Origin of the sequence: Streptomyces griseoruber (assembly GCF_001514205.1) — a bacterium.
Taxonomy (GTDB): domain Bacteria; phylum Actinomycetota; class Actinomycetes; order Streptomycetales; family Streptomycetaceae; genus Streptomyces; species Streptomyces griseoruber.
The window spans coordinates 91,909-118,591 of sequence record NZ_KQ948773.1; the positions used below are offsets into that span (position 1 = coordinate 91,909).

The following is a 26,683-nucleotide window of genomic DNA, read 5'->3' on the forward strand; positions in this document are numbered from 1 at the left end:
CCAGGGGCGCGGGGCTGTACCCGAACCCCCACGGCGACACCCTGATTTCGGCCCCCGGCGGAGCGCTAGGGCACGCGGTCCAACAGCACCACCGCCACGTCGTCCGTCAGCTCCCCCCCATTGAGCTCCCGCACCTCACTCACCGCCGCCCGCAGCAACGCCTCCCCGCTCAGCCCCTCGGAGAACTGCCGCCGGATCATCTCCACCATCCCGTCCTGCCCGAGCCGCTCCTTGCGCCCCGCGCCGACCCGCCCCTCGATCAGCCCGTCGGTGTAGAGCATCAGGCTCCACTCCGCGCCCAGTTCCACCTGCATCCGGGGCCAGCGGGCACCCGGAAGCAGCCCGAGCGCGGGCCCGTTGTTCTCCTGCGGCAGCAGCCGCGCCGGCCGCCCGGGAGCGGCGATCAGCGGCGCCGGATGCCCGGCCAGGCACAGCCCGGCCCGCCGCCCGTCCGGTGCGATGTCCACCGTGCACAGCGTCGCGAAGATCTCGTCGTCGCCCCGCTCGTGCTCCAGCACCTGCTGCAACGTGCCGAGCAGTTCGTCGCCGCACAGCCCCGCCAGGGTCAGCGCCCGCCAGGCGATACGCAGTTCCACGCCGAGCGCCGCCTCGTCCGGGCCGTGTCCGCAGACGTCGCCGATCATCGCGTGGACCGTGCCGTCGGGCGTGCGGACGGTGTCGTAGAAGTCACCGCCGAGCAGCGCGCGCGAGCGGCCGGGGCGGTAGCGGGCGGCGAAGCGCAGCGGGGAGCCCTCGAGGAGGGGCGTGGGCAGCAGCCCGCGCTCCAGCCGGGCGTTCTCCTGGGCGCGCAGCTTGCCCTCGGCGAGCCTCCGCTCGGCGGTGTCGGAACGTTTCCTCTCAACGGCGTAGCGGATCGCGCGGCTCAGCAGCCGGCCGTCCAGCTCGTCCCGGAAGAGATAGTCCTGGGCGCCGACGCGCACGGCCTCGGCGCCGCGCTCGGCGTCGCCGGAGGCGGTGAGCGCGAGCACGGCGTGCCGGGGCGCGAGCCGCAGCACATGCCGCAGGACGGCGAGTTCCTCGTCGGTCTCGCCCTTGGCGGCCCGGCCCGGCGCGGGCAGCGCCAGGTCGAGCAGGATGCAGTGCACGTCGTCGGTGAGCAGCCGCTCGGCCTCGGTGAGGTTGCGGGCGGTGCGGACGCGGATCGGCCTGCCGTCCGAGTCGAGCAGATCGGGGACGATCGGCGCGGCCGTGGGGTCGTCCTGGATCAGCAGCAGGGTGAGCGTGGGGTGCGCGGTGTCGTTGTCGGCCGTCGCGGTGTCGCGAACGGTCTGGTCCGTGCGGGCGGCGCCCCGCCGGGGCGGGGCCACGTCGTCGGAGGGGCCGCCTGCTGCGGGCACGGCCTGCGCCTGACCACACTCCGCGGCCGGGATCGCTCTCTGCCGCGGTACGGGTGCGGGCATGTGTCGGGTTCCTTCCCTCCCCCCGAGGGCACGGCGGGGACGAGGGACCTCGACCCACCGACGGGGACCATAGCGGCAGAAGGCGCCACAGCGGAATGGTGTGCGGCACCCTGCTTGATCTCAGACCAGTGTCATATGCCGCGTTCCGTAGCGCAGTTGGGCAGGCCGGTACAGGGGCGGGAATGACGAAGGTCACGTCCGTACCGGGTTTGGGGAGTCCGGCCGGGTGCCGTGTGTCACGCGTCAGGGGTCACGAGGGGGCGATTGAACCGATGTGGGGCTTTCGTCTCACGCGTCCGGTCGCACCACCGCGAGGATCGGCATGGTGCCGGCCCCGGCGAGGGTGACGGTACGGCCCGGGCGCGGGGCGTGGATGATCGCGCCGTCGCCGACGTAGAGCGCGACATGGCTCGCGTCCCCGAAGTAGATGATCAGGTCGCCCGGGCGCATGTCCGCGACGGCGACGTGCTGGAGCTGCTTCCACTGCTCCTGCGAGGTGCGCGGGATCGTCCGCCCGGCGCTCTTCCAGGCCTCGGAGGTCAGCCCGGAGCAGTCGAAGGAGTCCGGGCCCTCGGCGCCCCACACGTACGGCTTCCCCAGCTGCGCGGTCGCGTAGGCGATGGCCTTCTTGCCGGCCGCGCTCGCCTTGCCGTCGATCTCGTCGAGGATGCCGGTGTCGAGCCAGGCGGTCTGCGCCTTCTGGTCGGCCTGTTCCTGGAGTTCGGCGAGGCGTTCCTTCTCCGCCTTCTCCAGCTGGGACTCCAGCTTCTCGGCCGCCGCGATCTGCTTCTCGATCTTCTTCTGGGCCGTCGCCTTGGCCTTGCGGTTGGCCTCCAGCTTGGTCCACTGCGCGGAGGCGTCGGCGGAGTACTGCTCCAAGTCCTGCTGGATGCGGGTCAGTTCCGCGATCAGGCCCTTGGTCGCGCGCTGGCCCTGGATCACCCGGCCGGCGCCGTCGAGGAAATCGCCCGGGTCGTCGCTCAGCATCAGCTGGGCCTCGTCGGGCAGCCCGCCCGTGCGGTACTGGGAGCGGGCGGCGGCTCCGGCCCGGTCCTTCAGCTTCGCGAGCCGCTCCTGGCCCTCGACGATCTTCTGGGCGAGGGCGACGATCTCCGCGGACTGCTTCTTCGCCGCCTCCTCGGCCGCGTTGTACGCGTCGGTGGCGACCGCGGCGGCGTGGTAGAGCGCCTCCAGCTTCTCGCGGACCTCTTCCAGGTCGTTGCTGGGCGGGAGGGTGAGGTCGGGGGCGGTCGTCGCCGTCGGGGACGGTGCGGGGTTGTCGGGGGCGGCGAACGCGGCGCCGGGTGCCCCCAGGACGGTCACCGCGCAGACGACCGCCACCGCGACCGCGAACAGGCCGCGCTTGCCCGGACCCATACCTCGCCCCCCAACTGATTTCCCGTCAGTAACTTACGGTGCTCGGGGGATCGTGCCACGTCACGGCCGAAAGTGACAGAGTCAGGCCCGGAACCGACCGGTGCCGAACAGCTGAGCCCTTCCCTCCTCGCCCCCCGGCATGCCCCGGAATGATGATCGCCCCGCCGATGTGACGAACGACTCAAGGAGATCGTTCCCCTGTCCCACCAAGGGGTGAACGATCGGTGAAACAGCACCTTCGCGGGCCTTCTTCACCCCCGAGGCGCCAACGCCCCCCACCGCACCGTCACTTCCCCCTGCCGCCACCGCACCGGGCCGTCCGTCACCGGCCAGTCCGCCATGAGGTCGCGCACCGCGCGGATCCACCGCTGGCGGGCGCCGTACGAGGCGTAGGGCGCCGCGGCGGCCCAGGCGCGGTCGAAGTCGCGCAGGAACGCGTGCACCGGCTCGCCCGGCACATTGCGGTGGATCAGCGCCTTGGGCAGCCGCTCCGCCAGGTCCGACGGCCGCTCCAGGGACCCCAGCCGGGCCGCGAAGGTGACCGTGCGCGGCCCCTCGGGCCCGAGCGCGACCCAGACGTGCCGGCGCCCGATCTCGTCGCAGGTCCCCTCCACGAGCAGCCCGCCCGCCGAGCCCCCGCCGGCCGGCGCGAGCCGCGCGCACAGCCGCTCCCAGACCCCGGCGACCTCCTCCTCGTCGTACTGCCGCAGCACATTGGCGGCGCGCACGAGCTGCGGCCGCTGGGGGAGGGGCAGTTCGAACCCGCCGTGCCGGAAGGCCAGCCCCTCGCGCTCGTACGGCTGCGCGGCGGCGACCCGCGCGGGTTCGATCTCGACGCCCACGACCCGCGCGCGTGGCGCGACGGACCGCAGTCGGGCGAGCAGCTCGACGGCCGTCCAGGGGGCCGCCCCGTACCCGAGGTCGACGGCCACGGGATCGGCGGCCCGCCGCAGCTCGGCGCCGTGCGTCGCGGCGATCCAGCGGTCCATGCGGCGCAGCCGGTTGGGGTTGGTGGTCCCGCGCGTGACGGTGCCCACGACGGGGGTCCCCCCGCTCGGGCGAAGCCGGGAGTGGGGGAGGGGCGCGCGGGAGGCCATGACATACGAGGGTAGGCGGTGCGCCCGAGAGGCACGGGCACGTCCGGGGCGGGGGACGCCACCGGGGCTCGAACGGTTGAGCGATCCGGGTAACGCTCAGGCAAAAATCCCCTCCCCGGTGATCCCGTCCGGAATGGGAACGCCTCCCTCCGGCGTTCCAGCCCCCTGGGAGGCTTTCGCCCCCTCCGTCCGGCATGCCCGCAGCAAGGAGGAACGCCACGTGAGCCACTACGCCAGCCGGCTCGGGCGTCGCACTCCGGCGGTACCCCCGCGGCTCAGGCTCCACCGCCGCCCCCGCCGCGTCGCGATGCTCTCCGTGCACACCTCGCCGCTCCACCAGCCCGGCACCGGCGACGCCGGCGGCATGAACGTCTACATCGTGGAGCTCGCCCAGCGCCTCGCCGCGATCAACATCGAGGTGGAGATCTTCACGCGCGCGACCGCCGCCGCGCTCCCCCCGAAGGTGGAGATGGCCCCCGGCGTCCTCGTCCGCCACATCGACGCCGGCCCCTACGAGGGACTCAACAAGGAGGACCTCCCCGCCCAGCTGTGCGCCTTCACGCACGGTGTGATGCAGGCCTGGGCCGGCCACCGCCCCGGCTACTACGACCTGGTCCACTCCCACTACTGGCTCTCCGGCCACGTCGGCTGGCTCGCCGCCCAGCGCTGGGGCGCCCCCCTGGTGCACGCCATGCACACCATGGCCAAGGTCAAGAACGCCAACCTCGCCGACGGCGACACCCCCGAACCCGCCGCCCGTGTCATCGGCGAGACCCAGATCGTCGAGGCCGCCGACCGCCTCATCGCCAACACGGCGGAGGAGGCCGACGAACTCGTACGGCACTACAGCGCCGACCCCGGCAAGGTCGCGATCGTCCACCCGGGCGTCAACCTCGACCGCTTCTCCCCGGCCGACGGCCGCGCCGCCGCCCGCGCCCGCCTCGACCTGCCGCAGGACGCCCTGATCCCCCTCTTCGCGGGCCGCATCCAGCCCCTGAAGGCCCCGGACGTGCTCCTGCGCGCCGTCGCCGCCCTCCTCGACCTACGCCCCGAACTCCGCACCCGGCTCGTCGTACCGATCGTCGGCGGCCCCAGCGGCAGCGGCCTCGCCAAGCCGGAGGGCCTGCAGAAGCTCGCCGCCCGGCTCGGCGTCGCGGACGTCGTACGGTTCCGGCCGCCCGTCGGCCAGGACCAGCTCGCGGACTGGTTCCGCGCCGCCTCCGTCCTCGTCGTCCCCTCCTACAGCGAGTCCTTCGGCCTGGTCGCCATAGAGGCCCAGGCGGCCGGCACCCCGGTGCTCGCGGCGGCGGTCGGCGGCCTCCCGGTGGCCGTCCGCGACGGTGAGACGGGCTTCCTGGTCCAGGGCCACGACCCGACCGCGTACGCGCGCGTGCTCGAACGTTTCGCCGACACCCCGGAGCTGCCCGCCCGCATGGGCACGGCCGCCGCCGCCCACGCCCAGTCCTTCGGCTGGGACACCGCGGCCGCCGTCACCGCCGACGTCTACACGGCCGCGACCCAGGCCCACCGCCGTCCCGTACGCTCCCAGCATGGGTGAGGCGGAGAAGAGCGCGGCGCGGATCATCGAGGAGTACCTCGCGGGCGCGGAGCTGGAGTGGGAGAGCCCCCGCCCCGGCTCCTACGTCGTCCAGCTCCCCGGCACCGCCAAGCTGAAGACGACGGTCTCCTTCCTGGTCGGCCGCCACTCCCTCTCCCTCAACGCCTTCGTCATCCGCCACCCCGACGAGAACGAGCCCGGCGTCCACCGCTGGCTGCTGGAGCGCAACCTCAAGCTGTACGGCGTGAGTTACGCCGTCGACCAGCTCGGTGACGTGTACGTCACGGCCCGGCTGCCCCTGTCGTCGGTGACGCCGGACGAAGTGGACCGCCTCCTCGGACAGGTCCTGGAGGCGGCGGACGGCGCCTTCAACACCCTGCTGGAGCTGGGTTTCGCCTCCGCGATCCGCAGGGAGTACGCATGGCGCGTCTCCCGGGGCGAGCCGACCCGCAACCTGGACGCCTTCGCACACCTGACGCAGCGGCCGGCCGACTGACCCCGGGAGCCACCGGACCACGACGGCCGTCACGGCTGCGGCTGGTCGAGCCGGCCGGCGAACGCGCGCAGGGCGTCGGCGGCCGAGGGACGCCCGGCGCGACGGGTGCGCCGGCCGGGGGCGATCAGCGGACGGAGGACTTCCGTGCGTAGCGCCCCGGTGTGACCCCCACCGACCTCCGGAAGTGCCGGGTGAGATGCGACTGGTCGAAGAACCCGGCCGCCACCGCCACCTCGCCGGCCGGCACCCCGTCGAGCAGCAGCCGCCGGGCGCGCTCGACCCGGCGTGAGGTGAGGTACTGGTGCGGCGCGATGCCGTACGCGCCGCTGAACGCCCGGACGAGATGCGCGGGATGGGCCCGCAGGGTCCGCGCGGCCTCCTCCAGGCCGATGCCCTGGACGACGGACGCGTCGAGGAGTTCGCGCAGACGTCGGGCGAGCGCCGGGTCGGGGCTGCGCACTGCGGGGTGAACGGCACGCCGGAGATGGTCCCGCAGCCGTTCCCCGATCAGTGTCAGCCTGCTCTCCGCCTCCAGCTCGTCGCCGGGCCGGGCGAGCGCCGTGTGCAGGTGGCCCACCCGTCGCCGCAGCACGGGATCGCGCAGATCGGGCCGGTCGACGGCGGCCCCGACGAGATCCTCCCCGAGACGTGTGCCGTCGAGGTACAGCACCCTCTTGCGAAAACCCCGCGAGGTGGCCGCCGAGCCGTTGTGCGGCACGAGCGGCGGCAGCAGGGTGACCGTGTCGTGCGGGGTGCCGTGCCGGTGCCGGTCGAGGTCGTACCGTACGGCCCCGTCGTCGACGATGAGCAGCGTCCACACGTCGTGCACATGCATCGGATACGCGTACGCGGTGAAGTGGGCGTGGAAGACCTCCACGACACCGGGTATCCGGGGGCGCCAGGCGGAGACCTCCTGCTGGGGACGCTGACCGGCCATGCAAAGAACGTACAAGACGAGGCCGTACGACGGTCGGCAGTCTCGGAGCATGAACGACGACGCACCCCTGCGCTTCGACACCAAGATCGCCGTCCTGCTGCGCGAGGACCTGGAGTCCTGGCAGCGCCTCAACGTCACCGCCTTCCTGGTCAGCGGCCTGGGCACCCGGGTCCCCGAGGTGATCGGGGAGCCGTACGAGGACGGGGACGGTGTGCCGTACCTCCCGATGTTCCGCCAGCCGGTGCTGGTCTTCGAGGGCTCGAAGGAGACGCTGGCCGCGGCCCACGCGCGCGTCCTGTCCCGTTCCCTCCCGCGCGCGGTGTTCACCGGCGACCTCTTCGCCACCGGCAACGACCGCGACAACCGGGCGGCGGTACGGGCCGTACGGACGACGGAGCTGGATCTGGTGGGGCTCGCGGTGTACGGGCCGCGCAACGCGGTGGACAAGGTGATGAAGGGGGCGCGGATGCATCCGTGAGGGGGTTCGGTGGCCGACGGGCTCGGGCTCAGGTGCCGGTGCCGGTCCGAACCGCCGCCGTACGCTCGTCGCCCGCCCTCTCGCCCCCGTCGGCGAAGGGCTCCTCGGCCCCCAGCCGCCGCATCAGCACGGCGTACCCGGCCCCGGCGACCGTCCCCACGACCGCGCACATCCCCCACAGCCACTCCGCCCCGAACCGGTCGATGACGAACCCGGACATCACGGGCGCGACCAGCGAGGCGACGGCCCAGGACAGGGTGTACATGCCCTGGTAGCGCCCGCGTCCTTGGGTGGGGGAGAGGGCGACGACGAGCCCGGTCTGGGTCGGCGCGTTGACGATCTCGGCGAGGGTCCACACGCAGACGGTGAGCGCGAAGACACCGACCGACCCGGCGAAGGCGGTGAGCCCGAAGCCGTACCCGGCGAGGACGGAGGAGATCACGAGCAGCCGGCGCGGATCCCGGTGCTCGATGAAGCGGGTGACCGGAATCTGGAGCACGACGATCAGCACACCGTTGACCGCGATGGCAAGGCCGTAGTCGGCGGGCGTGAACCCGGCGGCGCCCATGGCCACCGGCAGTCCGACGGACCCCTGCTGGAAGACGAGCGCGACGAGGAAGGACAGCCCGACGACGCTCATGAACCGCAGGTCGCGCACCACACTCCCGAGCCCGACCGGCTCCTCCCGCACCGCCTTGCTCTCCCGCTCCGGCCGGGACTCGGGCAGCTTGAGGAAGATGACGACGGCGCACACGAAGGTCATCCCGGCCTCGAGCAGGAACCCGGCGCGGTAGCTGACCTCGGCGATGAACCCGGCGGCCATGGAGGAGACGGCGAACCCGAGGTTGATCGCCCAGTAGTTGAGGGAGAAGGCCCGCACCCGGTCCTCGGGCCGCACGATGTCGGCCATCATCGCCTGCACGGCGGGCCGGGAGGCGTTCGACGCGGCACCGACGACGAACGCGACACCGGCGATGGCGACGGGATCGGTGACGAACCCGAGGACGGCGACGGACACGGCCGTGGCGATCTGGGAGAGAAGCAGGGTGGGCCGCCGTCCGATCCGGTCCGCCATCACCCCGCCGCCCAGCGAGGAGACGACCCCGCCCAGACCGTGCAGCGAGGCGACCAGCCCGGCGTAGGAGGCGGAGTACCCGCGATCGAGCGTCAGATACAGCGCCATGAAGGTGGCGACGAACCCGCCCAGCCGGTTGACGAGCGTGCTCGTCCACAGCCACCAGAACTCACGGGGCAGCCCGGAGAGGGTCTCGCGGGCGGCACGTCTGAGTGCGGTGACGGACATGGCGGAGCCCCCCGTAGGTACGTGCGGTAAGTGTCGTAAGCGATGCTCAGAACTTACGAAGCGGGAGCCCTCGGACGCGAGCCGATTAACAGAACCAGTCAACCGTCCGAGGAACGAGCAGGGGCGCACCGCATCAGGACGGTGGATTACGCTCATAGCCATGGCCGACGCACCGTACAAGCTGATCCTCCTCCGCCACGGCGAGAGCGAATGGAACGCGAAGAACCTGTTCACCGGCTGGGTGGACGTCAACCTCAACGAGAAGGGCGAGAAGGAGGCGGTCCGCGGCGGTGAGCTCCTCAAGGACGCCGATCTGCTGCCCGACGTGGTCCACACGTCCCTCCAGAAGCGCGCCATCCGTACCGCGCAGCTCGCCCTCGAGTCGGCGGACCGCCACTGGATCCCGGTCCACCGCTCCTGGCGCCTGAACGAGCGCCACTACGGCGCCCTCCAGGGCAAGGACAAGGCACAGACGTTGGCCGAGTTCGGCGAGGAGCAGTTCATGCTCTGGCGCCGCTCCTACGACACCCCGCCGCCCCCGCTCGCGGACGACTCGGAATTCTCCCAGTCCGCCGACCCGCGCTACGCGACCATCCCCCCGGAGCTCCGCCCCCGCACGGAGTGCCTCAAGGACGTCGTCACCCGCATGCTCCCCTACTGGTACGACGGCATCGTCCCCGACCTCCTGGCCGGCCGCACGGTCCTGGTCGCGGCCCACGGCAACAGCCTCCGCGCCCTGGTCAAGCACCTCGACGGCATCTCCGACGCCGACATCGCGGGCCTGAACATCCCGACGGGCATCCCCCTGTCCTACGAACTGGACGCCGACTTCACCCCCCTGACGCCGGGCGGCACCTACCTCGACCCCGAGGCGGCGGCAGCGGCGATCGAGGCGGTCAAGAACCAGGGCAAGAAGAAGTAGGGTTCGTGATCATGCCCCCGACCTGCGCATACTGCGCGGGGCGGGGGCATTTTCACGACCTGGGCCCTCTGTGGGACCTCAGCGCGGCGGGTCCTGCGGCGGGCGGAGTGCCCCAGGTACTCGCTGACGGGCTTGATGCTCTCGCCGGCGTCCAGCAGCACCGACGCGGAGAAGGTGTGACGGAGTCGGCGTCCGTGGAGCGTTGCGAGCGACTCGGCTGACGTCGTTCCGTCCCGGACAACGTGGGAAGCGCCGGCGCGGAGAGCGGAGAGAGCGGCCGATGACGTGTCGTCGCCGCCCCCAAGATTCTCCGCAAGGACGACAACCAACGCACGAACGGAATCCAGGGGGCAACCATGGGCATCTTCGGCAAGTCCGCGAGCAGCAATGGTGGCGGATCGGGGTGAGCGTGTCCCGACTGCGGGGAAGTGGGAACACCAGGGAACCGCTCGACGGCTCACCATGGCCTGACGCCGCTCCGCCGCAGCTCAGCAGCGCTTCCGCGTCTGGAGAACCCGAGCTTTCCAAGCTGAGAGCGCGAGTTCGATTGTCGTCACCCGCTCCATGAAGAAGGCCCAGGTCAGTGACCCGGGCCTTCTTGGTTGGCGAGAGCTTTGAACTCACTCACTGAGCAACAAGGACACGTGCGAGCACTTATGCGCGTCGAGGTGGGCGCCACTCAAGAACTCCCAGACTGGTTCGACCGCGAGATCGGGCCAGCAGCGCATTGGCGCGAGGCCACTGATCATCTACAGCGGTCCAGGCGCTGGGAGCCGAGGACGGCGGCAGCGGTCGGCGGCCGAAGGTTGGGCTCCACGACTTCCTCGAGCCAATCCGCAGCGGCAGGGGTTGGCCCTTGTCTGGAGGGAACTCTGTCAGTGATTGCGCGGAGGTGCTGAGATGAGCGCCGGAGAGAAGGTCAAGGCAAAGGCCGAGCAGGTCGTCGGGAAGACCGTGCGGAAGGCGGCCCACGCGATGCACAAGAACACCCTCGCGGCAAAGGGCGCGGCCCTTGAAGCGCGGGGCAGGATGCGGGGAGAGAAAGAGAGGGTCAAGGGCGCCGTCAAGCGCTGACGCTGATATCACGCATGTCCGAGTACGTGGTTTTGTGGCTTCCGCCCGGAGCGCTCACGGCACACTCCACCGTCGCCCGCGACTCTGTGCGGCTTCCCTGCTCCTCACGCTGGCCGGTCTCCGCTGATGGCCGACGGCATCGGAACCGGATCCTGATGTGCGGGCTTCTCGTCGGGCTCGCCGTCACCCGCCAGATCTGTCCCTGCGCCGTGACTCGGGCGACTCAGTAGGAAGAGGCCGTCCTCACCACTCTGCTCGCCGCGGCCGCTACAACAGTCCCAAGTCCCCCAGTTCCTTGTGCAGGTCCGCCCGTGGATGCCCGGCGGGGGCGATGCTGCCGGGCGAGCCGGACGTGCCGGCAGAACCGCCGGATGATCCGGAGGAGGCCGGCGGGGTCTTCGCCGACGGGCGCCTGGTGCGGTCACGGAAGAGCCACGCCCCCAGGAGGCCGCCGGCGAGGCCGCCCAGGTGGGCCAGCCAGCTGACGCCCGGGGTGCCGGGGACCGCGACCGTGAGCAGGTAGGCGAAGGACGCCGCCATGACGACGCCGATGAGCGTGTCGATGAGATGGCGGTCGAAGAGGCCGCGGACGACGACGTATCCGAAGTAGCCGAAGATCAGGCCGCTCGCGCCGACCGTCTCCGCGTTCCCGCCCTCGAAGAGCCAGACCGCGAGGCCGCTGGTCACCGCCACCAGCAGGCTCAGCCCGAGGAAACGCAGCACCCCGCGGTACGCGGCCAGGAAGCCGAAGATGAACAGCGGCCCGGAGTTGCTCTCGATGTGCGCCCAGCTCCAGTGCAGGAAGGGTGCGGTGAGGAGGTGCGGCAGGGAGCCGAGATCGCCGGATACCACGCCGTATTCGCGGGCCGGCGCGTAGTCGTCGGCGAAGTTGGCCAGCTGCACCAGCCAGACCAGCGCCAGGAACCCGAACATCACGAAGAACGCCTTCCGCGCCTCCGCGACCATCACCTGCGCATCGGAAGTCGGCCTGTCCATGGTGTGTCCCCCTCCACCTGCCGGACCTCCATCATGCAGGTTTCCCCCTGTCGCACAATGCGCGGATCACACCTGAAGCGGCACCGGGTGGACCTCGTCCGCCTTGTGGCCGGTGCGCTGGTGGATGCGCTGGACCGCCTCCGCCGAGGGGGCCTCGGAGAGGCAGTAGACGACGCCGGAGTCGGGGTCCGCCCAGGCGGACTCGAAGTGGACGCCCTCTTCCCCTTCTATGGCGAGGTCGTCCTGGTGCGCCTGGAGGAGCTGCTCGCGGGTGATGCCCTTCATGTTGTGGTGGACGTCCATGAACTTGGGCATGGTGTCCACCCCCTTTCCTGTTCCCGTTCCTGCTCGTCCCTCCATGCTGCGCCCGGCCCGGCGCTCCCGCGACAAGAGGGCAAGAGGGCAAGAAGGCAAGAAGGCAAGAAGGCGGGAAGGCAAGAAGGCGGGAAGGCAAGAAGGCAAGAAGGCGGGAAGGCAAGAAGGCGGGAAGGCAAGAAGGCGGGAAGGCAAGAAGGCGGGAAGGCAAGAAGGCGGGGCCGGTGTGGGCACCGGCCCCGCCCTGTCATACGTACGACGCCGCGCTCAGCCGCACTGGCACGGGCTGCCCGACTGGCACCCGCAGCCGCACCCGGAACCGCAGCCGCACGCGCCGATCAGCATCAGGTTCCTGATCTCGGCGGGCTGCTCGGTGGGGCGTTCCTGGGTGGGGTCGGGCTGAGGGGTGCTGGGGGACTCTGCCATGGGTTCCTCCCGGAGGCGTAGGGCCTGTGCCCATTTCATGCCCCTTGTGCCAGGCGCATCAACGGCGCACAGTGGCGCCCGCACGCTCTCCGGAAGCCCACCGTCTGCCTCCCCGGCAGACCTACGCCCCCTCGGTCCCCGTGGCCGGCTGGATGTCCGGCTGGATGTCGGGCTGGAGCTCGTCCGCGTGCTCGCCCGTCACCAGGAACACCACCCGCTTGGCGACCGCCACGGCGTGGTCGGCGAACCGCTCGTAGTAGCGGCCCAGCAGGGTCACGTCCACGGCCGTCTCGATGCCGTGCTTCCAGCGGTCGTCGATCAGGTGCTGGAACAGCGTGCGGTGCAGCAGGTCCATCGCGTCGTCGTCGGACTCCAGCTGGAGCGCCAGGTCGACGTCCTTGGTGATGATGCACTCCGCCGCCTTCGCCATCAGGCGCTGCGCGAGCTGGCCCATCTCCAGGATCGTGGCGTGCAGGTCTTGCGGCACCGCCCGGTTCGGGAAGCGCAGCCGGGCGAGCTTCGCCACGTGCTGGGCGAGGTCGCCCGAGCGCTCCAGGTCGGCCGACATCCGCAGCGAGGTGACGACGATCCGCAGGTCGGTGGCGACCGGCTGCTGGCGGGCGAGCAGCGCGATGGCCTTCGCCTCCAGGTCGTGCTGCAGCTCGTCGACCTTCTGGTCGTTCTCGATGACGCTCTCGGCGAGCTTCAGGTCGGAGTCGAGGATGGCGGTCGTGGCGCGCCCGATCGCCGACCCGACCAGCCGGGCCATCTCCACCAGGCTGTCGCCTATCGAGTCAAGTTCCTCGTGGTACGCGTCCCGCATCAGGATTCCCTCTCGTACGTACGTATGCTCCGGGGCGAACCCCACGGTGCCACGGTCCGCCCGCTACGCGTCGGATTCAGTCACCTCAAATGAACCACTACTGGCTCCAAGGTGAACTCTGGGCGACGAGTGTTCGAGGTCGCACCTGCATGGCTGTGGTCACGCCGGATCCCGTGCCTAACCTGGACGCATGGACGTGAACGCGGCGGTCGCCGCAGCGGCAGCGATCGCCGGGGTGCTCACCGGTGTCATCGCCATGCTGGCGTTCCGCTGGAGCGAGCGCGACCAGGCACGCCCCACCCGCAGCTCCCTGCACACCGACCCCGTGCTCCCGCCCGGTGTGGACACGGTGCTGTCGGTGCTGCGCTCCTCGGCCGTCGTCCTCGACGAGGCCGACGCCGTCGTCAAGGCGAGCTCCGCGGCGTACGCCCTCGGACTCGTGCGTGGCGGAAAACTCGCGGTCGAGCCGATGCTCAAGATGGCCCGGGACACCCGGCGCGACGGGGAGATACGCCAGGTCGAGCTGGACCTGCCCCGGCGGGGCACCGGGCGCGGCGAGGCCCTCGCGGTCTCCGCGCGGGTGGCGCCGCTGGGCTCCCGGCTCGTGCTGCTGCTGGTCGAGGATCTCACCGAGGCCCGGCGGATCGAGGCGGTGCGGCGGGACTTCGTCGCCAACGTCAGTCATGAGCTGAAGACCCCGGTCGGCGCGCTCTCCCTGCTCTCCGAGGCCGTCATGGACGCCTCGGACGACCCGGAGGCGGTGGAGCGGTTCGCCGGGCGGATGCAGATCGAGGCCACCCGGCTGACCAACCTGGTGCAGGAACTGATCGATCTCTCGCGGGTCCAGAACGACGACCCGCTGGAGGACGCGGAACCGGTCGGCGTGGACGAGCTGGTCGCCGAGGCCGTCGACCGCTGCCGGCACCAGGCCGGCACCAAGCAGATCACCATGGCGGCGGGCGGCACCGCCGACCTGCGTGTCTGGGGCAACCGCGGCCAGCTGGCCGCCGCCCTCGGCAACCTGGTCGAGAACGCCGTCAACTACTCGCCCGCCCGCACCCGTGTCGGCATAGCCGCCCGCCGGGTGACCGCGCCCGGCGGGGACCTGATCGAGATCGCGGTGACCGACCAGGGCATCGGGATCTCCGACAAGGACAAGGAGCGCATCTTCGAGCGCTTCTACCGAGTCGACCCGGCCCGCTCCCGTCAGACGGGCGGTACGGGCCTCGGGCTCGCGATCGTCAAGCATGTGGCCGCCTCGCACGGCGGGGAGGTCACGGTGTGGAGTGCCGAGGGACAGGGCTCCACGTTCACACTGCGGCTGCCCGAGGCCGCCGCGGCCGCCCGCGACCGCGATCGCGCCCACCAGCATCCGGATCCCGACGACCCGGAAGGCCTCGAAGGTCTTGACACCTTCGACGACCTGGACGACCTCAATGACGAGGACGGGCAGGCCGGCGGCATCTCCCACTCCTCCTCCCACTCCTCCTCCCACATCTCCTCCCCCACCTCGTCCCGCCGCTCATCCCCCGATTCGACCGCGTACCAGACGCTTTCCGCCCCGGAGGTCCTTCCGTGACCCGAGTGCTCGTCGTCGAGGACGAGGAGTCCTTCTCCGACGCCCTGTCGTACATGCTCCGCAAGGAGGGCTTCGAGGTCGCCGTCGCGACCACCGGGCCCGACGGACTCGACGAGTTCGAGCGCAACGGCGCCGACCTCGTCCTCCTCGACCTGATGCTGCCGGGTCTGCCCGGCACGGAGGTGTGCCGGCAGCTGCGCGGCCGCTCCAACGTCCCCGTGATCATGGTGACCGCCAAGGACAGCGAGATCGACAAGGTCGTCGGCCTGGAAATAGGAGCCGACGACTACGTCACCAAGCCGTTCTCCTCGCGTGAGCTGGTCGCCCGGATCCGGGCCGTCCTGCGCCGCCGCGGCGAGCCGGAGGAGGTGACCCCGGCCGCCCTGGAGGCGGGCCCGGTCCGCATGGACGTCGACCGCCACGTCGTCACTGTCTCCGGCTCCAAGGTCGACCTGCCCCTCAAGGAGTTCGACCTCCTGGAGATGCTGCTGCGCAACGCCGGCCGCGTCCTCACCCGTATGCAGCTCATCGACCGGGTCTGGGGCGCCGACTACGTCGGTGACACCAAGACCCTCGACGTCCACGTCAAGCGCCTCCGCGCCAAGATCGAACCCGACCCGGGCGCGCCCCGCTACCTGGTGACGGTCCGCGGTCTCGGCTACAAGTTCGAGCCGTAGGAGGGCCTGGCGGGGAGTCGGCGGACGGTGTCCGGTGCGGCGTCTCGAAGCCCGCGCGGCGGTGCGAGGGGCGCGTCGAGGAGGGTGCTCGAACCCGACCCGGGTGCGCCCCGCCACCTGGTGACGGTCCGCGGTCCGGGCTTCGAGGTCGAGCCGTAGGCGGGTTCCGGCATACGACAGGGGCGGCACCCCGGGTGAGGGTGCCGCCCCTGTCGTATGGGTACGGGGCTCAGTTGCCCGACGCCGACTCGGAGGGGGACTCCGAGGCGGACGGGGACTCGGAGCCGCCCGCGGCCGGGGAGGCGGTGGACGTCGCCGTCTCCGAGGCGCTCTCGGAGGGGGACTCCGAGGGGACGCTCGGGATGGCGCTGGGGCCCCAGCTGGAGAAGTAGCCCGCGGCCGGCACCACGAAGGCCGCCAGGCTCACCGCACCGGTGTCGCTGAGCGTGAAGGTGGTCTTCTGGGCGTTGCCGTCGATCGACTTCTCGTCGGGGTGCTCCAGGACGGCGGAGGCGTTGCCCTCGCCGCCGATGACGACGACACCGCCGGCCGGAACCGTCAGCTCCTTCTCCCCCTTGGCGGGCGAGAGCTTCGCGGTGCCGAGGCCCTCGACGTCGATCGACTCGATCGTCTGGGCCTGCTTGCCGGAGTTGAAGACGGTCGCGGAGACCGCGACCGGGCCGCCGCCGGCGGGGTTCGGCTGGGTGATGACGACAGCGTTCTGGATCTTGATGTCGCCCACACTGGTGGAGGCGTTGTCCGGCTTGATCTCCAGCGTCTGGCTGTTGTTGCCGGCGCCGCAGGCGGCGAGCGTGGCGATCGAGAACGCGAGGGCGGATGCGGCGAGGGCGCCGCGTCGAAGGCTGCTGCTCACGGCGGCGGCATCTCCTTGAACGCACAGGGGCAGCTCACCTGGTTAAAGCCGCCCTAAGGGTCTGTCAGCGGCCTCAGGTTACCGAGCCGTTCCTGCGCCGCCGCACCCGACCCGCCTCTAACGCGTCCGGGGGCCGCCGCGCGCCGGGATCTCCCTGATCATCACACCCGTCACGACACTCTCGGGTGACCCACCGGTCACTCGGACTTCATCCTTGCTCTTCCTGACTCTTCCTGGCTCTTCCTGCGCGTACGTCATTCACATATCCGCGCGGGGCCTCCGGTTAAGCGCCGTCACGCTCCGCTCGCGGATTTTCCGTGAAGGAATGCGTGGTCGTCCGGGAAATTGATCACGGGTCTGCCCGAAGCCTTGGTGATCAATTCCGGAAACGACTGGTATCCGGCCATGGGCACCGAACGGAGTAGCGCAAGTCGCACATCTGGAAGCGGACATATGTGGACGTTCGGCCGCCCGGGGTGGGCCCTGGACGCGTGTAACGTCCGCGTTTCACCCCCCTCGGAGAGCCGCTCCGACCTGCGAATACCTGCTTCCGGGAGCTGTCCGAAGCACGTTCCTGTTACAGTTGTCAAGCCCCGAGATATGCCCTGACCTGCGAAAACGCCATTCAGGAACCGCAGTTTCCGTGTTACCCTGGATAGCCACGGAAGGGGTACCTGTCACATGACGTTCAAGGTTGGCGACACCGTGGTCTATCCCCATCACGGGGCCGCGCTGATCGAGGCCATCGAAACTCGCCAGATCAAAGGCGTGGACAAGACCTACTTGGTGCTGAAGGTCGCCCAGGGTGACCTGACGGTACGTGTGCCAGCGGACAATGCGGAGTTCGTCGGCGTGCGTGATGTGGTCGGTCAGGACGGGCTGGACCGGGTCTTCGAGGTGCTGCGCGCGCCGTACGCCGAGGAGCCCACGAACTGGTCGCGTCGTTACAAGGCAAATCTGGAGAAGCTCGCCTCCGGCGATGTCATCAAGGTCGCGGAAGTCGTGCGTGACCTGTGGCGTCGTGAGCGCGAGCGTGGACTCTCCGCCGGTGAGAAGCGCATGCTCGCCAAGGCTCGCCAGATCCTGGTGAGTGAGCTCGCCCTCGCGGAGAACACCAACGAGGACAAGGCCGAAGCCCTGCTCGACGAGGTTCTCGCGTCCTGACGCCGGCGAAGGCCGACGCCGACGCACACCGTTGAACACCGAAATGCCGCGGTGCCCGATGACGAATTCCCGTCGCCGGGCGCTGCGGCATGTTCGCGTCCGGATGCCGTGCTACCCGGCCGACGGGGACGTCCCCGCCGACGTGTCCTTCGGGGAAACCCCCGATACTTTGCGTGCCGAGCCCGGGCAGCCCTCGACCGGCGCGTCACGGAAGGGTCCGGTCAAGGCGTCGCGCCCGGCACGCTGTCTCCGTACCCAACTAGGCCGAGCACACAAACCTGACAGGAACCGATGTCTGACGATTCGCGTCCCTCGCCCGCGCCCGCCCGTACGGCCGCGGTGATTCCGGCCGCCGGCCGGGGCGTACGCCTCGGTCCGGGCGCCCCCAAGGCGCTCCGCACGCTGAACGGCACGCCCATGCTGATCCACGCGGTGCGCGCCCTCGCCGCCTCCCGCGCCGTCTCCCTGGTGGTCGTCGTGGCCCCGCCGGACGGCGCCGGCGAGGTCAAGTCGCTGCTCGACGCGCACGCGCTGCCCGACCGCACCGACTTCGTCGTCGTCCCCGGCGGCGACTCCCGCCAGGAGTCCGTGCGCCTCGGCCTGGACGCCCTGCCGCCCGAGTACGACATCGTCCTCGTCCACGACGCCGCCCGGCCCCTGGTCCCCGTGGACACCGTCGACGGGGTCATCGAGGCCGTACGCGAGGGCGCCCCCGCGGTCGTCCCGGCGCTGCCGCTCGCCGACACCGTCAAGGAGGTCGGACCGGCCGCCCCCGGCGAGCCCGAGCCGGTCGTCGCCACCCCGGTGCGCGCCCGGCTGCGCGCCGTACAGACCCCGCAGGGGTTCGACCGGGCCACCCTGGTCCGCGCCCACGAGACGGTCACCGAGGACGTCACCGACGACGCGAGCATGGTCGAGCAGCTCGGCCTGACCGTGGTGGTCGTCCCCGGCCACGAGGAGGCCTTCAAGGTCACCCGTCCCCTCGACCTGGTCCTCGCCGAGGCGGTCCTGGCCCGCAGGAGGCTCAACGATGGCTTCTGAGCTGCCGTACGTCCTGCCCCGGGTCGGCATCGGCACCGACATCCACGCCTTCGAGGAGGGCCGCGAGCTGTGGTGCGCGGGCCTGAGGTGGGAGGGCGAGGGCCCGGGCCTGGCCGGCCACTCCGACGCCGACGTCGTCGCCCACGCCGCCTGCAACGCCCTGTTCTCCGCCGCCGGCCTCGGTGACCTCGGACAGCACTTCGGCACCGGCCGCCCCGAGTGGTCCGGCGCCTCCGGGGTGACCCTCCTGACCGAGGCGGCCCGCATCGTCCGCGACGCCGGCTTCGTCATCGGGAACATCGCGGTCCAGGTCGTGGGCCCGCGGCCGAAGATCGGAAAACGCCGGGAGGAGGCGCAGAAGCTGCTCTCGGAGGCGGCCGGAGCACCGGTCTCGGTATCCGGTGCGACGACGGACGGACTCGGGTTCCCCGGCCGGGAGGAAGGCCTGATGGCGGTGGCGACGGCGCTGGTCGTCAGACAGGGGTGAGGGCAGGGCCCACCGCCCACTACCCTAGGCATCGTGACTATTCGCCTGTACGACACCAACGCCCGGCAGATCCGTGACTTCACCCCGCTCCAGCCGGGCTGTGTCTCGATCTACCTCTGTGGTGCCACCGTGCAGGCGGCCCCTCACATCGGCCACATCCGTTCCGGCCTGAACTTCGACATCATGCGCCGCTGGTTCGAGTACCGCGGCTACGACGTCACGTTCATCCGCAACGTCACCGACATCGACGACAAGATCATCGCCAAGTCGCACGAGCAGGGCCGCCCCTGGTGGTCCATCGGCTACGACAACGAGCGCGCGTTCAACGACGGCTACCACGCCCTCGGTTGCCTGCCGCCCACGTACGAGCCGCGGGCGACGGGGCACGTCCCCGAGATGATCGAGATGATGCGCGGCCTCATCGAGCGCGGTCACGCGTACGAGGCCGACGGCAGCGTCTACTTCGACGTGCGCTCCTACCCCGGCTACCTGGCGCTGTCCAACCAGGACATCGACGATCTGCGCCAGCCCACCGAGGAGGGCATCACCGGCAAGCGCGACCCGCGCGACTTCGCGATGTGGAAGGCGACCAAGCCGGGCGAGCCCGACTGGGAGACCCCGTGGGGCCGCGGCCGTCCCGGCTGGCACCTGGAGTGCTCGGCGATGGCCCACAAGTACCTGGGCTCCGCCTTCGACATCCACGGCGGCGGCCTCGACCTGATCTTCCCGCACCACGAGAACGAGATCGCCCAGGCCAAGGCCTACGGCGACGCGTTCGCCCAGTACTGGGTGCACAACGCCTGGGTCACCATGAGCGGCGAGAAGATGTCGAAGTCGCTCGGCAACAGCGTGCTGGTCAGCGAGATGGTCAAGGCGTGGCGCCCGATCGTGCTCCGCTACTACCTCGGCACCCCGCACTACCGCTCGATGATCGAGTACAGCGAGGAGTCGCTGCGCGAGGCCGAGTCGGCGTTCGCCCGGATCGAGGGGTTCGTGCAGCGCGTCGTCGAGAAGGCGGGGGGCGTCGTCGAGCCCGCCGCCGAGGTGCCGCCGGCCTTCGCCGAGGCGATGGACGACGACCTGGGCGTCCCGCAGGCCCTGGCCGTCGTGCACACCACCGTCCGTCAGGGCAACAGCGCGCTGGCCGCCGACGACAAGGAAGCAGCCGTGGCCCGGCTCGCCGAGGTCCGCGCCATGCTCGGCGTCCTCGGCCTGGACCCGCTCGACGCCCACTGGGCCGGCGAGGCGGACCAGGGCGAGGATCTGCACGGCGTGGTCGACAGTCTCGTACGCCTGGTCCTGGACCAGCGGGAGGCGGCCCGGGCGCGCAAGGACTGGGGGACCGCGGACGCCATCCGTGACCAGCTGGGCCAGTCCGGGCTGACCATCGAGGACAGCCCGCAGGGACCGCGCTGGATCCTCGGGTCGCGCTAGTCGCGCACAGCGCGTTTCCTTGATCGATTGTGCCGCCCGGCTCCCCGGGCGGCACACTGCATAGACGTACGCACACCTCCGCACAGAATCAGGTAGGTCATGGCAGCCAACAACCGCCGCATGTCCGGCAAGAAGGGCGCGCAGGTCGGCAGTGGCGGCCAGCGGCGCCGGGGCCTGGAGGGCAAGGGCCCGACCCCGCCCGCCGAGATGCGCAAGGGGCACAAGAAGAACCGCATCGCCACCGCCAAGGCCAAGCAGGTCCAGCGCCGGCCGGTGGCGCGCGGGCGGGGCGGCAAGGGCACCTCCGAGATGGTCGTCGGCCGCAACCCGGTCGTCGAGGCGCTCCGCGAGGGCGTCCCCGCCTCGACCCTCTACGTCCAGCAGTTCATCGACAACGACGAGCGGGTGCGCGAGGCGCTCCAGCTCGCGGCCGAGCGCGGCGGCATCAACCTCATGGAGGCGCCGCGCCCCGAGCTGGACCGCATGACGAACGGCCTCAACCACCAGGGGCTCGTCCTCCAGGTCCCGCCGTACGAGTACGCCCACCCCGAGGACCTGGTCCACGCCGCGCACGACGAGGGCGAGGACCCGCTGATCGTCGCCCTCGACGGGGTGACCGACCCGCGCAACCTGGGTGCCGTCGTCCGTTCGGTCTCCGCGTTCGGCGGCCACGGCGTGGTCGTCCCCGAGCGCCGCGCGGCCGGTATGACCGCGGGTGCCTGGAAGACGTCCGCGGGTACGGCGGCCCGTACGCCCGTCGCCCGCGCCACGAACCTCACCCGCGCCCTGGAGGCGTACAAGAAGGCCGGGATCGCGGTCGTCGGTCTGGCCGCCGACGGCGAGGCCGAGATCGGTGCGCTGGAGGCGCTGGACGGGCCGGTCGTCATCGTCGTCGGCAGCGAGGGCAAGGGACTGTCCCGACTGGTCGGCGAGACCTGCGACTTCCGGGTCCGCATCCCCATGCCGGGCGGCGCGGAGTCCCTCAACGCCGGTGTGGCGGCGGGCATCGTGCTCTACGAGGCGGCGCGGCGCCGGGCCTGACGGGTGCCCGCCCGGACCCTGTGCCGGATCTGAACGCGCGTCCGTCCGTTCACCCCGACGGGTTAAATCCGGCGGGTAGGGCAACCTTGACGGAGTCCGGACAGATCCGGCGGGTCAAAGCAGTGTCCTAAGCACACGTCACTCGGTTAGATGAGTGTGGACACCAGAACACCCCGCACGCCCACGGGGGGCCGCTCGTCGGGATTCGAATCCGGTTTCGACGACGCTCCCGCGCTGAGCATGGTGAAGGTGCCGAGCGATCCGGCGCAGATCATCGTCAATCACGCGAGCTTCCGCGTGCAGCTGGGCGTGTCGGCGCGGCGTAACCAATCCCCGCGGATCGCCCGGCACGCGAGCGCCAGCCAGGACACCACGCGCATCCCCGTCGTCGGGGCGGCGGGCAGAGCGGGCGCCGCCTCCGGTGCCCGCCGCCGACCCGTCGTCTGGAGCGGCCAGACCGCCCCGGACGACACCGGCGCCCACCGGCTGCTGCAAGCGGTGCGGGCAGGCAGCGTCGGCCACGGCGGACCGCCCGGGGCCGACGCCGGAGCCACCCAGGTCATCCCCCGCGTAGGCGACGGCTACGACGGCGACCTCACCGCGCAGACCCTGGAGACCCCCCTCGTCGGCGCCCAGCGCGCCCCGGTCCCCGGCGAGCACCGGCTGCTGCCGCAGATGCGCACGGTCGGCAGCGCCTACGACGAACCCCCCTACGACGACGCCGAGTTCGAGGACTTCGGGGAGGCGCTCGCGGAGGCGGTCGAGCCGCGCAGCAGGCGCCACGCCGGCGACGCGGACGCCTCCCGGCACGCCTACTACCCCGGCCGCCGGATGAACCTGGGCGTGGTGCTGCTCCCGCTGCGGATCTTCCTCGGCTTCATCTCCCTCTACGCCGGCATGGGCAAGCTGTGCGACCCCGTCTACTTCGACGGCGGCAAGCGCGGCTCCATGGTGAAGTGGCTCAACACCCTGCACCCCTGGGAAGTCGCCGAGCCGCTGCGCCAGTTCGCCCTGCACCACCCCGTCGGCTCCGGGCTCGTCATCGCCTTCCTCCAGGTCGTCGTGGGCGTCCTCACGGTCCTGGGCTGCTGGCAGCGGGTCGTGGCGGCGGTCGGCGCGGGCCTGTCGGCGGCGATCCTCGTCACCGTCAGCTGGAAGACCGCCCCGGTCTACGACACGCCCGACATCATCTGCCTCGCCGCCTGGTCGCCGCTGATCATCGCGGGCGCCCCGGTCTACTCCGTCGACGGCCGTCTCGCCGCCGGGGCCTGGCGCCGGCTCGGCCCCCGCTCCGACATCTGGGAGCTGCGCCGGTACGTCCTGCGCCGCGGCGCCCTGGTCACCGCGATCGCCGTCGGTCTCACGCTGCTGATCGGCGCCCTGCTGGGCGGCGCGGTCCGCGACGCCGACCGGGTCGTCGTCCCCGGCCCCGGCGAGGCCCCGCGCAACGAACTGCCCGGCTCCCCGCTCCCGGAGGAGTCCGGCACCCGCGAGTCGTCCCGCAGTCCCGAGGCGTCCACCTCGCCCACCCAGGGCGCGACTTCGGCGGCACCGACGGCCGGCACGGACAGCGAGCCGACGGCCCGCGACGAGGGCACGGCGACCACGAGCGCGGGCGCGCCCAGCCAGACCCAGGGGACCGCGGGTCAGGCCCCGCCGCAGCAGTCCGCTCCCACGGGGGGTGGCGAGGCGCCGAGCACCAGCTCCGGCCCTGGGGCGGGTGGCTCCGCGAGCACCTCCGGCGGGTCGACCGGTGGTACGTCGGGCGGCTCTTCGTCCTCCGGTCAGCCCGGGCTGGTGGGGGGATTGCTGGGGTAGCGGTTCGGGGTTGGCCGCGGGCCGGTGGGGGCTGGTCGCGCCCACGCGGCGGAGCCGCATGCCGATCAGCCCCGCGCCCCTGAAAAGTCACCGGTGCCGTGCGCTGACGAGCGCACGGCACCTGCGTGTACTCAGGGGCGGGGAACCGCGCGCACGACCCCCACCGGCCCGCAGCCGAAGAGCGGCCGAACCGTCAGCGGCCCAGCGCCGCCAGTTCCTTCGCCGCCTCCGTCAGGTCCTTCGCCGTGTCGATGGCCCGCCAGTACGCCCCCTGCGGAATCGGGAACCCCGCCAGCCTGCGCTCCCGCGCGAGGTGGGGGAACGTGGTCCGCTCGTGGTCCCCCCGCTCGGGCAGCAGGCCGGCGAACTCGGGGGAGAAGACGTACACGCCCGCGTTGATCTCGTACGTCGTCGGCGGCGCCTCGATGAAGTCGGTGATGTGTCCGAAGCCGTCGGTCTTCACGGCCCCCCACGGAATGCGCGGCCGCGCCAGCGCGAGGGTCGCGACGGCGTCGCGCTCGGTGTGGAAGTCGGCCATCTCGCGGAGCGAGAAGCGGGTCCAGATGTCGCCGTTGGTGGCGTACCAGGGCCGGTCGGGGTGGGGGAGACGGGCGGCCGCGTACTTGAGGCCGCCGCCGCGGCCGAGGGGCTCGGTCTCGACGACCGTCATGACGTTCACCGGCAGGTCGGCGGTCTTCAGCCAGTCCTGGAGGACCTCGGCGAGGTGGCCGCAGGAGACGACGACGTCGGTGACGCCCTCCTCGGCGAGCCAGGTGAGCTGGTGGCCGATGATCGGCGTCCCCGTGCCGGGGATCTCCACCATGGGCTTGGGCCGGTCGTCGGTGTACGGACGCAGCCGGGACCCCTGGCCACCGGCCAGGACGACGGCTTGCGTGGGGCGGGACGCGGCGTGCGGGTGAGTCATGGGCGCACTGTACGCGGCGCGGGTGTACGCGCCGTAAGAGGTGCCCGGGGGAGCCCGGGCGGTCCCCCCGCCCGGTCGGGGAGGGGGAGCCGCGCCGAAGGGTGGGGGGCTCAGCTGTGGGCCGCGAGGACGCCCGAGGCGAAGGAGGTGTCGCAGACCGGGCGGGCGTAGGACTGCGCGCGTGAGGGGCCGTACATACGGACCGCGGCGCGGCCCAGGGCGCGGGCGATGGAGGTGCAGTGCTTCGCCAGTGACGGCTTGCCGTTCACGGCGGCCTGGAGGTGGGTCAGGGCGGTGCCCGGGTCCTTCTCCTGGAGCTCGGTCAGCAGCTGGTCGCGCAGGACGTCCTGCGGGGCCTGGGGGGCGCCGTGGGAGGTGCGGTGGGCGGTGGAGACGTCGGAGGCGGTGAGCACCGAGTCCGAGGGGTCTCCCGACCAGTTGACCCGGGTGACCGCGAGGGTTCCCGAGAGCACCATGACGACGGGCAGGACGAGGGCGAGCGAGCGGCCGATCCGGCGGGCTGGGCCGCCCTGGCCGCGTTGCGTGCGCTGGGTGGAGTGGTTCGCGGAGTGCTTCACGCGTGTGAGGGTAGCGCCCCGTAATCATTCGGCGACATTTCGTCACTCGGACGGGGGATGAAGTGGTGTCTCTTGTGGGGTAGTGGGTTGACGGTCATGGGGCCGATCGGGGGGAAATGTCCGGTGCGCCGGGGTGTGTGCGGGCAACGAGAAGAGCCCCGCAGTGATCCGCGGGGCCCTCGTCGTCAACCGGTCTGGAATGTCCGGTTTCTTGCGGGTCAGTCGGAGAGGCGCTCGCCCGTGGAGATGGAGAACACGTGGGTCTCGCCGGCCCGCGGGACGACGTGCAGCGTGCTGCCCTTCTCCGGGACGTCACGGCCGCCGACGCGGACCACGAGGTCCTTGGCCTCGCCGCCGACCTGGGCGGTGCCGTAGACGAAGGCGTCGGAGCCGAGCTCCTCGACCACGTTCACGACGACGCCGAGGCCGGTGTCGGAGTCGGTGGTCACGTCGAAGTGCTCCGGGCGGACACCCACGGTGACCGTCTTGTCGGAGGTGGCGGAGAGCGCGTCACGCTGCACCGGGACGACCGAGTTGCCGAACTTCACGCCGCCGTCGGCGACCGGCACCTCGACGAGGTTCATCGCGGGGGAGCCGATGAAGCCGGCCACGAACAGGTTGGCGGGCTTGTCGTACATGTTGCGCGGGGTGTCGACCTGCTGGAGCAGACCGTCCTTGAGGACCGCCACGCGGTCGCCCATCGTCAGGGCCTCGACCTGGTCGTGGGTGACGTAGACGGTGGTGATGCCGAGACGGCGCTGGAGGGACGCGATCTGCGTACGGGTCGAGACACGGAGCTTGGCGTCGAGGTTCGACAGCGGCTCGTCCATGAGGAAGACCTGCGGCTCACGCACGATGGCGCGGCCCATCGCGACACGCTGGCGCTGACCGCCGGAGAGGGCCTTCGGCTTGCGGTCGAGGTACTCGGTGAGGTCGAGGATCTTCGCCGCCTCCTCGACCTTCTGCCGGATCTCCGCCTTGTTGACGCCGGCGATCTTGAGCGCGAAGCCCATGTTGTCGGCGACGGTCATGTGCGGGTAGAGCGCGTAGTTCTGGAACACCATGGCGATGTCCCGGTCCTTGGGCGGCAGGTGGGTGACGTCGCGGTCGCCGATGCGGATCGCACCGCCGTTGACGTCCTCGAGCCCCGCGAGCATGCGGAGCGAGGTGGACTTGCCGCAGCCGGACGGGCCGACCAGGACGAGGAACTCGCCGTCCGCGATCTCGATGTCGAGGCCGTCGACGGCGGGCTTGGTGGAACCGGGGTAGATCCGGGTCGCCTTGTCGAACGTGACAGTGGCCATGGCTCAGAGGCCCCCTTCTACCGGCAGGAACGTGCCGGACGATCCGTTGTAGGAAGGTGGTTGGTGTAGTCCACACGAGTGAACTGGCTCAGGACGCTACCTCGGCTCCGGCGGATCTGTCAGTACCCGGAGGCATGTGAACTTCGCGGAAATTTTCGACAGACCGCCCCGCCGACCTGGGTACACTGCACGGGCGCGGTCATGAACCACGTCCGCGCAGGCCTCCTTAGCTCAGCTGGTAGAGCACCGCTCTTGTAAAGCGAAGGTCGTCGGTTCGAGTCCGACAGGGGGCTCTTTGATCTAGCTGGGACAACGCCCCCACGACCTTCCGGCCGTGAGGGCGTTGACGGCAGCTCTTGACGGCAGTCCCGCTCAGCGACGCCGTTTGAGCAGGCGATCCATGTGGCCCAGAGTTCTCCCTGCCTCCCTGGCTCGGGGAGGGTGCGCCTCTCTCTACTCCGAGGCGGAAGCGGAACCGTCTGTGTTGCGGTTGGCGAGGGCGCGGGCGAGGCGGTCGCGGCCGATGACCTTCACGCCG

26 protein-coding genes, 1 tRNA gene and 1 pseudogene are annotated in these 26,683 nt (G+C 71.3%); 14 read left to right on the forward strand and 14 right to left on the reverse strand.

Annotated elements, in window-relative coordinates; translation table 11 throughout:
- Positions 1-65: 65 nt before the first annotated feature.
- The 3 genes from AQJ64_RS26305 to AQJ64_RS26315 form a co-directional block, all read right to left on the reverse strand.
- Positions 66-1,421, reverse strand: a complete 1,356-nt coding sequence (locus AQJ64_RS26305; protein ID WP_055638315.1) for a PP2C family protein-serine/threonine phosphatase — start codon at positions 1,419-1,421, stop codon at positions 66-68.
- A 288-nt stretch (positions 1,422-1,709) separates the two neighbouring features.
- Positions 1,710-2,798 carry a C40 family peptidase gene (locus tag AQJ64_RS26310; protein WP_059203036.1) on the reverse strand — a complete coding sequence of 363 codons (1,089 nt, stop codon included), beginning with the start codon at positions 2,796-2,798 and terminating at the stop codon, positions 1,710-1,712.
- Positions 2,799-3,049: 251 nt separating this feature from the next.
- The gene (locus AQJ64_RS26315; RefSeq protein WP_211286511.1) at positions 3,050-3,895 is read right to left on the reverse strand and encodes a class I SAM-dependent methyltransferase; all 846 of its coding nucleotides are present in this window, start codon (positions 3,893-3,895) and stop codon (positions 3,050-3,052) included.
- 220 nt (positions 3,896-4,115) lie between these two features.
- Between AQJ64_RS26315 and mshA the strand changes: the two genes are divergently transcribed.
- Both mshA and AQJ64_RS26325 read left to right on the forward strand, forming a co-directional pair.
- Positions 4,116-5,453: a D-inositol-3-phosphate glycosyltransferase gene (gene mshA / locus AQJ64_RS26320; RefSeq protein WP_055636718.1), complete on the forward strand. Its 1,338-nt coding sequence runs from the start codon at positions 4,116-4,118 to the stop codon at positions 5,451-5,453.
- Entirely contained in the window at positions 5,446-5,949 is a 504-nt protein-coding gene (locus AQJ64_RS26325) for a type III secretion system chaperone family protein (RefSeq protein ID WP_055636717.1), read from the forward strand. The genes mshA and AQJ64_RS26325 overlap by 8 nt, the downstream gene beginning before the upstream one ends.
- Positions 5,950-6,073: 124 nt before the next feature.
- On the opposite strand, the gene AQJ64_RS26330 is transcribed toward AQJ64_RS26325, so the two are convergent.
- The gene (locus tag AQJ64_RS26330) at positions 6,074-6,886 is read right to left on the reverse strand and encodes a helix-turn-helix transcriptional regulator (RefSeq protein WP_055636716.1); all 813 of its coding nucleotides are present in this window, start codon (positions 6,884-6,886) and stop codon (positions 6,074-6,076) included.
- Between AQJ64_RS26330 and AQJ64_RS26335 the strand changes: the two genes are divergently transcribed.
- On the forward strand, positions 6,885-7,364 hold the full coding sequence (locus AQJ64_RS26335; protein ID WP_206189819.1) for a DUF2000 family protein: 480 nt from the start codon (positions 6,885-6,887) through the stop codon (positions 7,362-7,364). The genes AQJ64_RS26330 and AQJ64_RS26335 overlap by 2 nt on opposite strands.
- Positions 7,365-7,392: 28 nt before the next feature.
- Here AQJ64_RS26335 and AQJ64_RS26340 read toward each other — a convergent pair whose 3' ends face one another.
- On the reverse strand, positions 7,393-8,667 hold the full coding sequence (locus AQJ64_RS26340; RefSeq protein WP_055636714.1) for an MDR family MFS transporter: 1,275 nt from the start codon (positions 8,665-8,667) through the stop codon (positions 7,393-7,395).
- Positions 8,668-8,827: 160 nt separating this feature from the next.
- Here AQJ64_RS26340 and AQJ64_RS26345 point away from each other — a divergent pair, with 160 nt between their 5' ends.
- On the forward strand, positions 8,828-9,589 hold the full coding sequence (locus AQJ64_RS26345) for a phosphoglyceromutase (RefSeq protein WP_055636713.1): 762 nt from the start codon (positions 8,828-8,830) through the stop codon (positions 9,587-9,589).
- On the opposite strand, the pseudogene AQJ64_RS51115 reads toward AQJ64_RS26345, so the two are convergent.
- A pseudogene (locus tag AQJ64_RS51115) lies at positions 9,523-9,762 on the reverse strand (hypothetical protein); the annotation flags it as partial. The gene AQJ64_RS26345 and the pseudogene AQJ64_RS51115 sit on opposite strands and share 67 nt — an antisense overlap.
- 727 nt (positions 9,763-10,489) lie before the next feature.
- Between AQJ64_RS51115 and AQJ64_RS49775 the strand changes: the two are divergent.
- On the forward strand, positions 10,490-10,663 hold the full coding sequence (locus AQJ64_RS49775; protein WP_167738999.1) for a hypothetical protein: 174 nt from the start codon (positions 10,490-10,492) through the stop codon (positions 10,661-10,663).
- 267 nt (positions 10,664-10,930) lie between these two features.
- On the opposite strand, the gene AQJ64_RS26350 is transcribed toward AQJ64_RS49775, so the two are convergent.
- The 4 genes from AQJ64_RS26350 to phoU form a co-directional block, all read right to left on the reverse strand.
- Complete coding sequence (locus AQJ64_RS26350; RefSeq protein ID WP_055636712.1) at positions 10,931-11,659, reverse strand: rhomboid family intramembrane serine protease; 729 nt, start codon at positions 11,657-11,659, stop codon at positions 10,931-10,933.
- A 66-nt stretch (positions 11,660-11,725) separates the two neighbouring features.
- Complete coding sequence (locus AQJ64_RS26355) at positions 11,726-11,974, reverse strand: SCO4226 family nickel-binding protein (RefSeq protein ID WP_055636732.1); 249 nt, start codon at positions 11,972-11,974, stop codon at positions 11,726-11,728.
- 267 nt (positions 11,975-12,241) lie between these two features.
- A complete protein-coding gene (locus tag AQJ64_RS49780; protein WP_166663508.1) occupies positions 12,242-12,400 on the reverse strand; it encodes a hypothetical protein in 159 nt (52 codons plus the stop codon).
- Positions 12,401-12,521: 121 nt separating this feature from the next.
- A complete protein-coding gene (gene phoU / locus AQJ64_RS26360; protein ID WP_055633203.1) occupies positions 12,522-13,223 on the reverse strand; it encodes a phosphate signaling complex protein PhoU in 702 nt (233 codons plus the stop codon).
- Positions 13,224-13,413: 190 nt separating this feature from the next.
- Between phoU and phoR the strand changes: the two genes are divergently transcribed.
- Both phoR and phoP read left to right on the forward strand, forming a co-directional pair.
- A complete protein-coding gene (gene phoR / locus AQJ64_RS26365; RefSeq protein WP_055633202.1) occupies positions 13,414-14,802 on the forward strand; it encodes a two-component system sensor histidine kinase PhoR in 1,389 nt (462 codons plus the stop codon).
- 5 nt (positions 14,803-14,807) lie between these two features.
- A complete protein-coding gene (gene phoP, locus AQJ64_RS26370) occupies positions 14,808-15,479 on the forward strand; it encodes a two-component system response regulator PhoP (RefSeq protein WP_004000192.1) in 672 nt (223 codons plus the stop codon).
- 229 nt (positions 15,480-15,708) lie between these two features.
- On the opposite strand, the gene AQJ64_RS26375 is transcribed toward phoP, so the two are convergent.
- A complete protein-coding gene (locus AQJ64_RS26375; RefSeq protein ID WP_055633201.1) occupies positions 15,709-16,353 on the reverse strand; it encodes a hypothetical protein in 645 nt (214 codons plus the stop codon).
- Between the two features lie 681 nt (positions 16,354-17,034).
- Between AQJ64_RS26375 and AQJ64_RS26380 the strand changes: the two genes are divergently transcribed.
- From AQJ64_RS26380 to AQJ64_RS26405, 6 genes are all read left to right on the forward strand, one after another.
- Complete coding sequence (locus AQJ64_RS26380) at positions 17,035-17,517, forward strand: CarD family transcriptional regulator (protein ID WP_003953493.1); 483 nt, start codon at positions 17,035-17,037, stop codon at positions 17,515-17,517.
- Between the two features lie 291 nt (positions 17,518-17,808).
- Positions 17,809-18,558 (forward strand): 2-C-methyl-D-erythritol 4-phosphate cytidylyltransferase, encoded by a 750-nt coding sequence (gene ispD / locus AQJ64_RS26385; protein WP_055633200.1) that lies wholly within the window; start codon positions 17,809-17,811, stop codon positions 18,556-18,558.
- A complete protein-coding gene (gene ispF / locus AQJ64_RS26390; RefSeq protein ID WP_055633199.1) occupies positions 18,548-19,045 on the forward strand; it encodes a 2-C-methyl-D-erythritol 2,4-cyclodiphosphate synthase in 498 nt (165 codons plus the stop codon). The genes ispD and ispF overlap by 11 nt, the downstream gene beginning before the upstream one ends.
- Positions 19,046-19,078: 33 nt before the next feature.
- On the forward strand, positions 19,079-20,479 hold the full coding sequence (cysS, locus tag AQJ64_RS26395) for a cysteine--tRNA ligase (RefSeq protein ID WP_055633198.1): 1,401 nt from the start codon (positions 19,079-19,081) through the stop codon (positions 20,477-20,479).
- Positions 20,480-20,578: 99 nt separating this feature from the next.
- Positions 20,579-21,520 (forward strand): 23S rRNA (guanosine(2251)-2'-O)-methyltransferase RlmB, encoded by a 942-nt coding sequence (rlmB, locus tag AQJ64_RS26400; protein WP_055633197.1) that lies wholly within the window; start codon positions 20,579-20,581, stop codon positions 21,518-21,520.
- Between the two features lie 150 nt (positions 21,521-21,670).
- The gene (locus AQJ64_RS26405; protein WP_079061950.1) at positions 21,671-23,338 is read left to right on the forward strand and encodes a DoxX family membrane protein; all 1,668 of its coding nucleotides are present in this window, start codon (positions 21,671-21,673) and stop codon (positions 23,336-23,338) included.
- A gap of 193 nt (positions 23,339-23,531) precedes the next feature.
- Here AQJ64_RS26405 and AQJ64_RS26410 read toward each other — a convergent pair whose 3' ends face one another.
- The 3 genes from AQJ64_RS26410 to AQJ64_RS26420 form a co-directional block, all read right to left on the reverse strand.
- Positions 23,532-24,263 carry a nucleotidyltransferase family protein gene (locus tag AQJ64_RS26410; RefSeq protein WP_055633195.1) on the reverse strand — a complete coding sequence of 244 codons (732 nt, stop codon included), beginning with the start codon at positions 24,261-24,263 and terminating at the stop codon, positions 23,532-23,534.
- Positions 24,264-24,373: 110 nt separating this feature from the next.
- A complete protein-coding gene (locus tag AQJ64_RS26415) occupies positions 24,374-24,841 on the reverse strand; it encodes a hypothetical protein (RefSeq protein ID WP_055633194.1) in 468 nt (155 codons plus the stop codon).
- Between the two features lie 218 nt (positions 24,842-25,059).
- The gene (locus AQJ64_RS26420) at positions 25,060-26,145 is read right to left on the reverse strand and encodes an ABC transporter ATP-binding protein (RefSeq protein WP_055633193.1); all 1,086 of its coding nucleotides are present in this window, start codon (positions 26,143-26,145) and stop codon (positions 25,060-25,062) included.
- Between the two features lie 220 nt (positions 26,146-26,365).
- Here AQJ64_RS26420 and AQJ64_RS26425 point away from each other — a divergent pair.
- Positions 26,366-26,438 (forward strand) — tRNA-Thr (locus tag AQJ64_RS26425).
- Positions 26,439-26,683 lie beyond the last annotated feature (245 nt).

What these genes read in the sequence shown, in the direction of transcription:
- AQJ64_RS26315 (WP_211286511.1), bottom strand. Translation starts at nt 3,895, where the DNA reads ATGGCCTCCCGCGCGCCCCTCCCCCACTCCCGGCTTCGCCCGAGCGGG.
- AQJ64_RS26410 (WP_055633195.1), bottom strand. Translation starts at nt 24,263, where the DNA reads ATGACTCACCCGCACGCCGCGTCCCGCCCCACGCAAGCCGTCGTCCTG.
- AQJ64_RS26345 (WP_055636713.1), top strand. Translation starts at nt 8,828, where the DNA reads ATGGCCGACGCACCGTACAAGCTGATCCTCCTCCGCCACGGCGAGAGC.
- AQJ64_RS26330 (WP_055636716.1), bottom strand. Translation starts at nt 6,886, where the DNA reads ATGGCCGGTCAGCGTCCCCAGCAGGAGGTCTCCGCCTGGCGCCCCCGG.
- AQJ64_RS26340 (WP_055636714.1), bottom strand. Translation starts at nt 8,667, where the DNA reads ATGTCCGTCACCGCACTCAGACGTGCCGCCCGCGAGACCCTCTCCGGG.
- AQJ64_RS26350 (WP_055636712.1), bottom strand. Translation starts at nt 11,659, where the DNA reads ATGGACAGGCCGACTTCCGATGCGCAGGTGATGGTCGCGGAGGCGCGG.
- AQJ64_RS26380 (WP_003953493.1), top strand. Translation starts at nt 17,035, where the DNA reads ATGACGTTCAAGGTTGGCGACACCGTGGTCTATCCCCATCACGGGGCC.
- AQJ64_RS26355 (WP_055636732.1), bottom strand. Translation starts at nt 11,974, where the DNA reads ATGCCCAAGTTCATGGACGTCCACCACAACATGAAGGGCATCACCCGC.
- rlmB (WP_055633197.1), top strand. Translation starts at nt 20,579, where the DNA reads ATGGCAGCCAACAACCGCCGCATGTCCGGCAAGAAGGGCGCGCAGGTC.
- ispD (WP_055633200.1), top strand. Translation starts at nt 17,809, where the DNA reads ATGTCTGACGATTCGCGTCCCTCGCCCGCGCCCGCCCGTACGGCCGCG.
- AQJ64_RS26310 (WP_059203036.1), bottom strand. Translation starts at nt 2,798, where the DNA reads ATGGGTCCGGGCAAGCGCGGCCTGTTCGCGGTCGCGGTGGCGGTCGTC.
- AQJ64_RS49780 (WP_166663508.1), bottom strand. Translation starts at nt 12,400, where the DNA reads ATGGCAGAGTCCCCCAGCACCCCTCAGCCCGACCCCACCCAGGAACGC.
- phoU (WP_055633203.1), bottom strand. Translation starts at nt 13,223, where the DNA reads ATGCGGGACGCGTACCACGAGGAACTTGACTCGATAGGCGACAGCCTG.
- AQJ64_RS26325 (WP_055636717.1), top strand. Translation starts at nt 5,446, where the DNA reads ATGGGTGAGGCGGAGAAGAGCGCGGCGCGGATCATCGAGGAGTACCTC.
- AQJ64_RS26420 (WP_055633193.1), bottom strand. Translation starts at nt 26,145, where the DNA reads ATGGCCACTGTCACGTTCGACAAGGCGACCCGGATCTACCCCGGTTCC.
- phoR (WP_055633202.1), top strand. Translation starts at nt 13,414, where the DNA reads ATGGACGTGAACGCGGCGGTCGCCGCAGCGGCAGCGATCGCCGGGGTG.
- AQJ64_RS26335 (WP_206189819.1), top strand. Translation starts at nt 6,885, where the DNA reads ATGCAAAGAACGTACAAGACGAGGCCGTACGACGGTCGGCAGTCTCGG.
- AQJ64_RS26305 (WP_055638315.1), bottom strand. Translation starts at nt 1,421, where the DNA reads ATGCCCGCACCCGTACCGCGGCAGAGAGCGATCCCGGCCGCGGAGTGT.
- AQJ64_RS49775 (WP_167738999.1), top strand. Translation starts at nt 10,490, where the DNA reads ATGAGCGCCGGAGAGAAGGTCAAGGCAAAGGCCGAGCAGGTCGTCGGG.
- AQJ64_RS26405 (WP_079061950.1), top strand. Translation starts at nt 21,671, where the DNA reads ATGAGTGTGGACACCAGAACACCCCGCACGCCCACGGGGGGCCGCTCG.
- ispF (WP_055633199.1), top strand. Translation starts at nt 18,548, where the DNA reads ATGGCTTCTGAGCTGCCGTACGTCCTGCCCCGGGTCGGCATCGGCACC.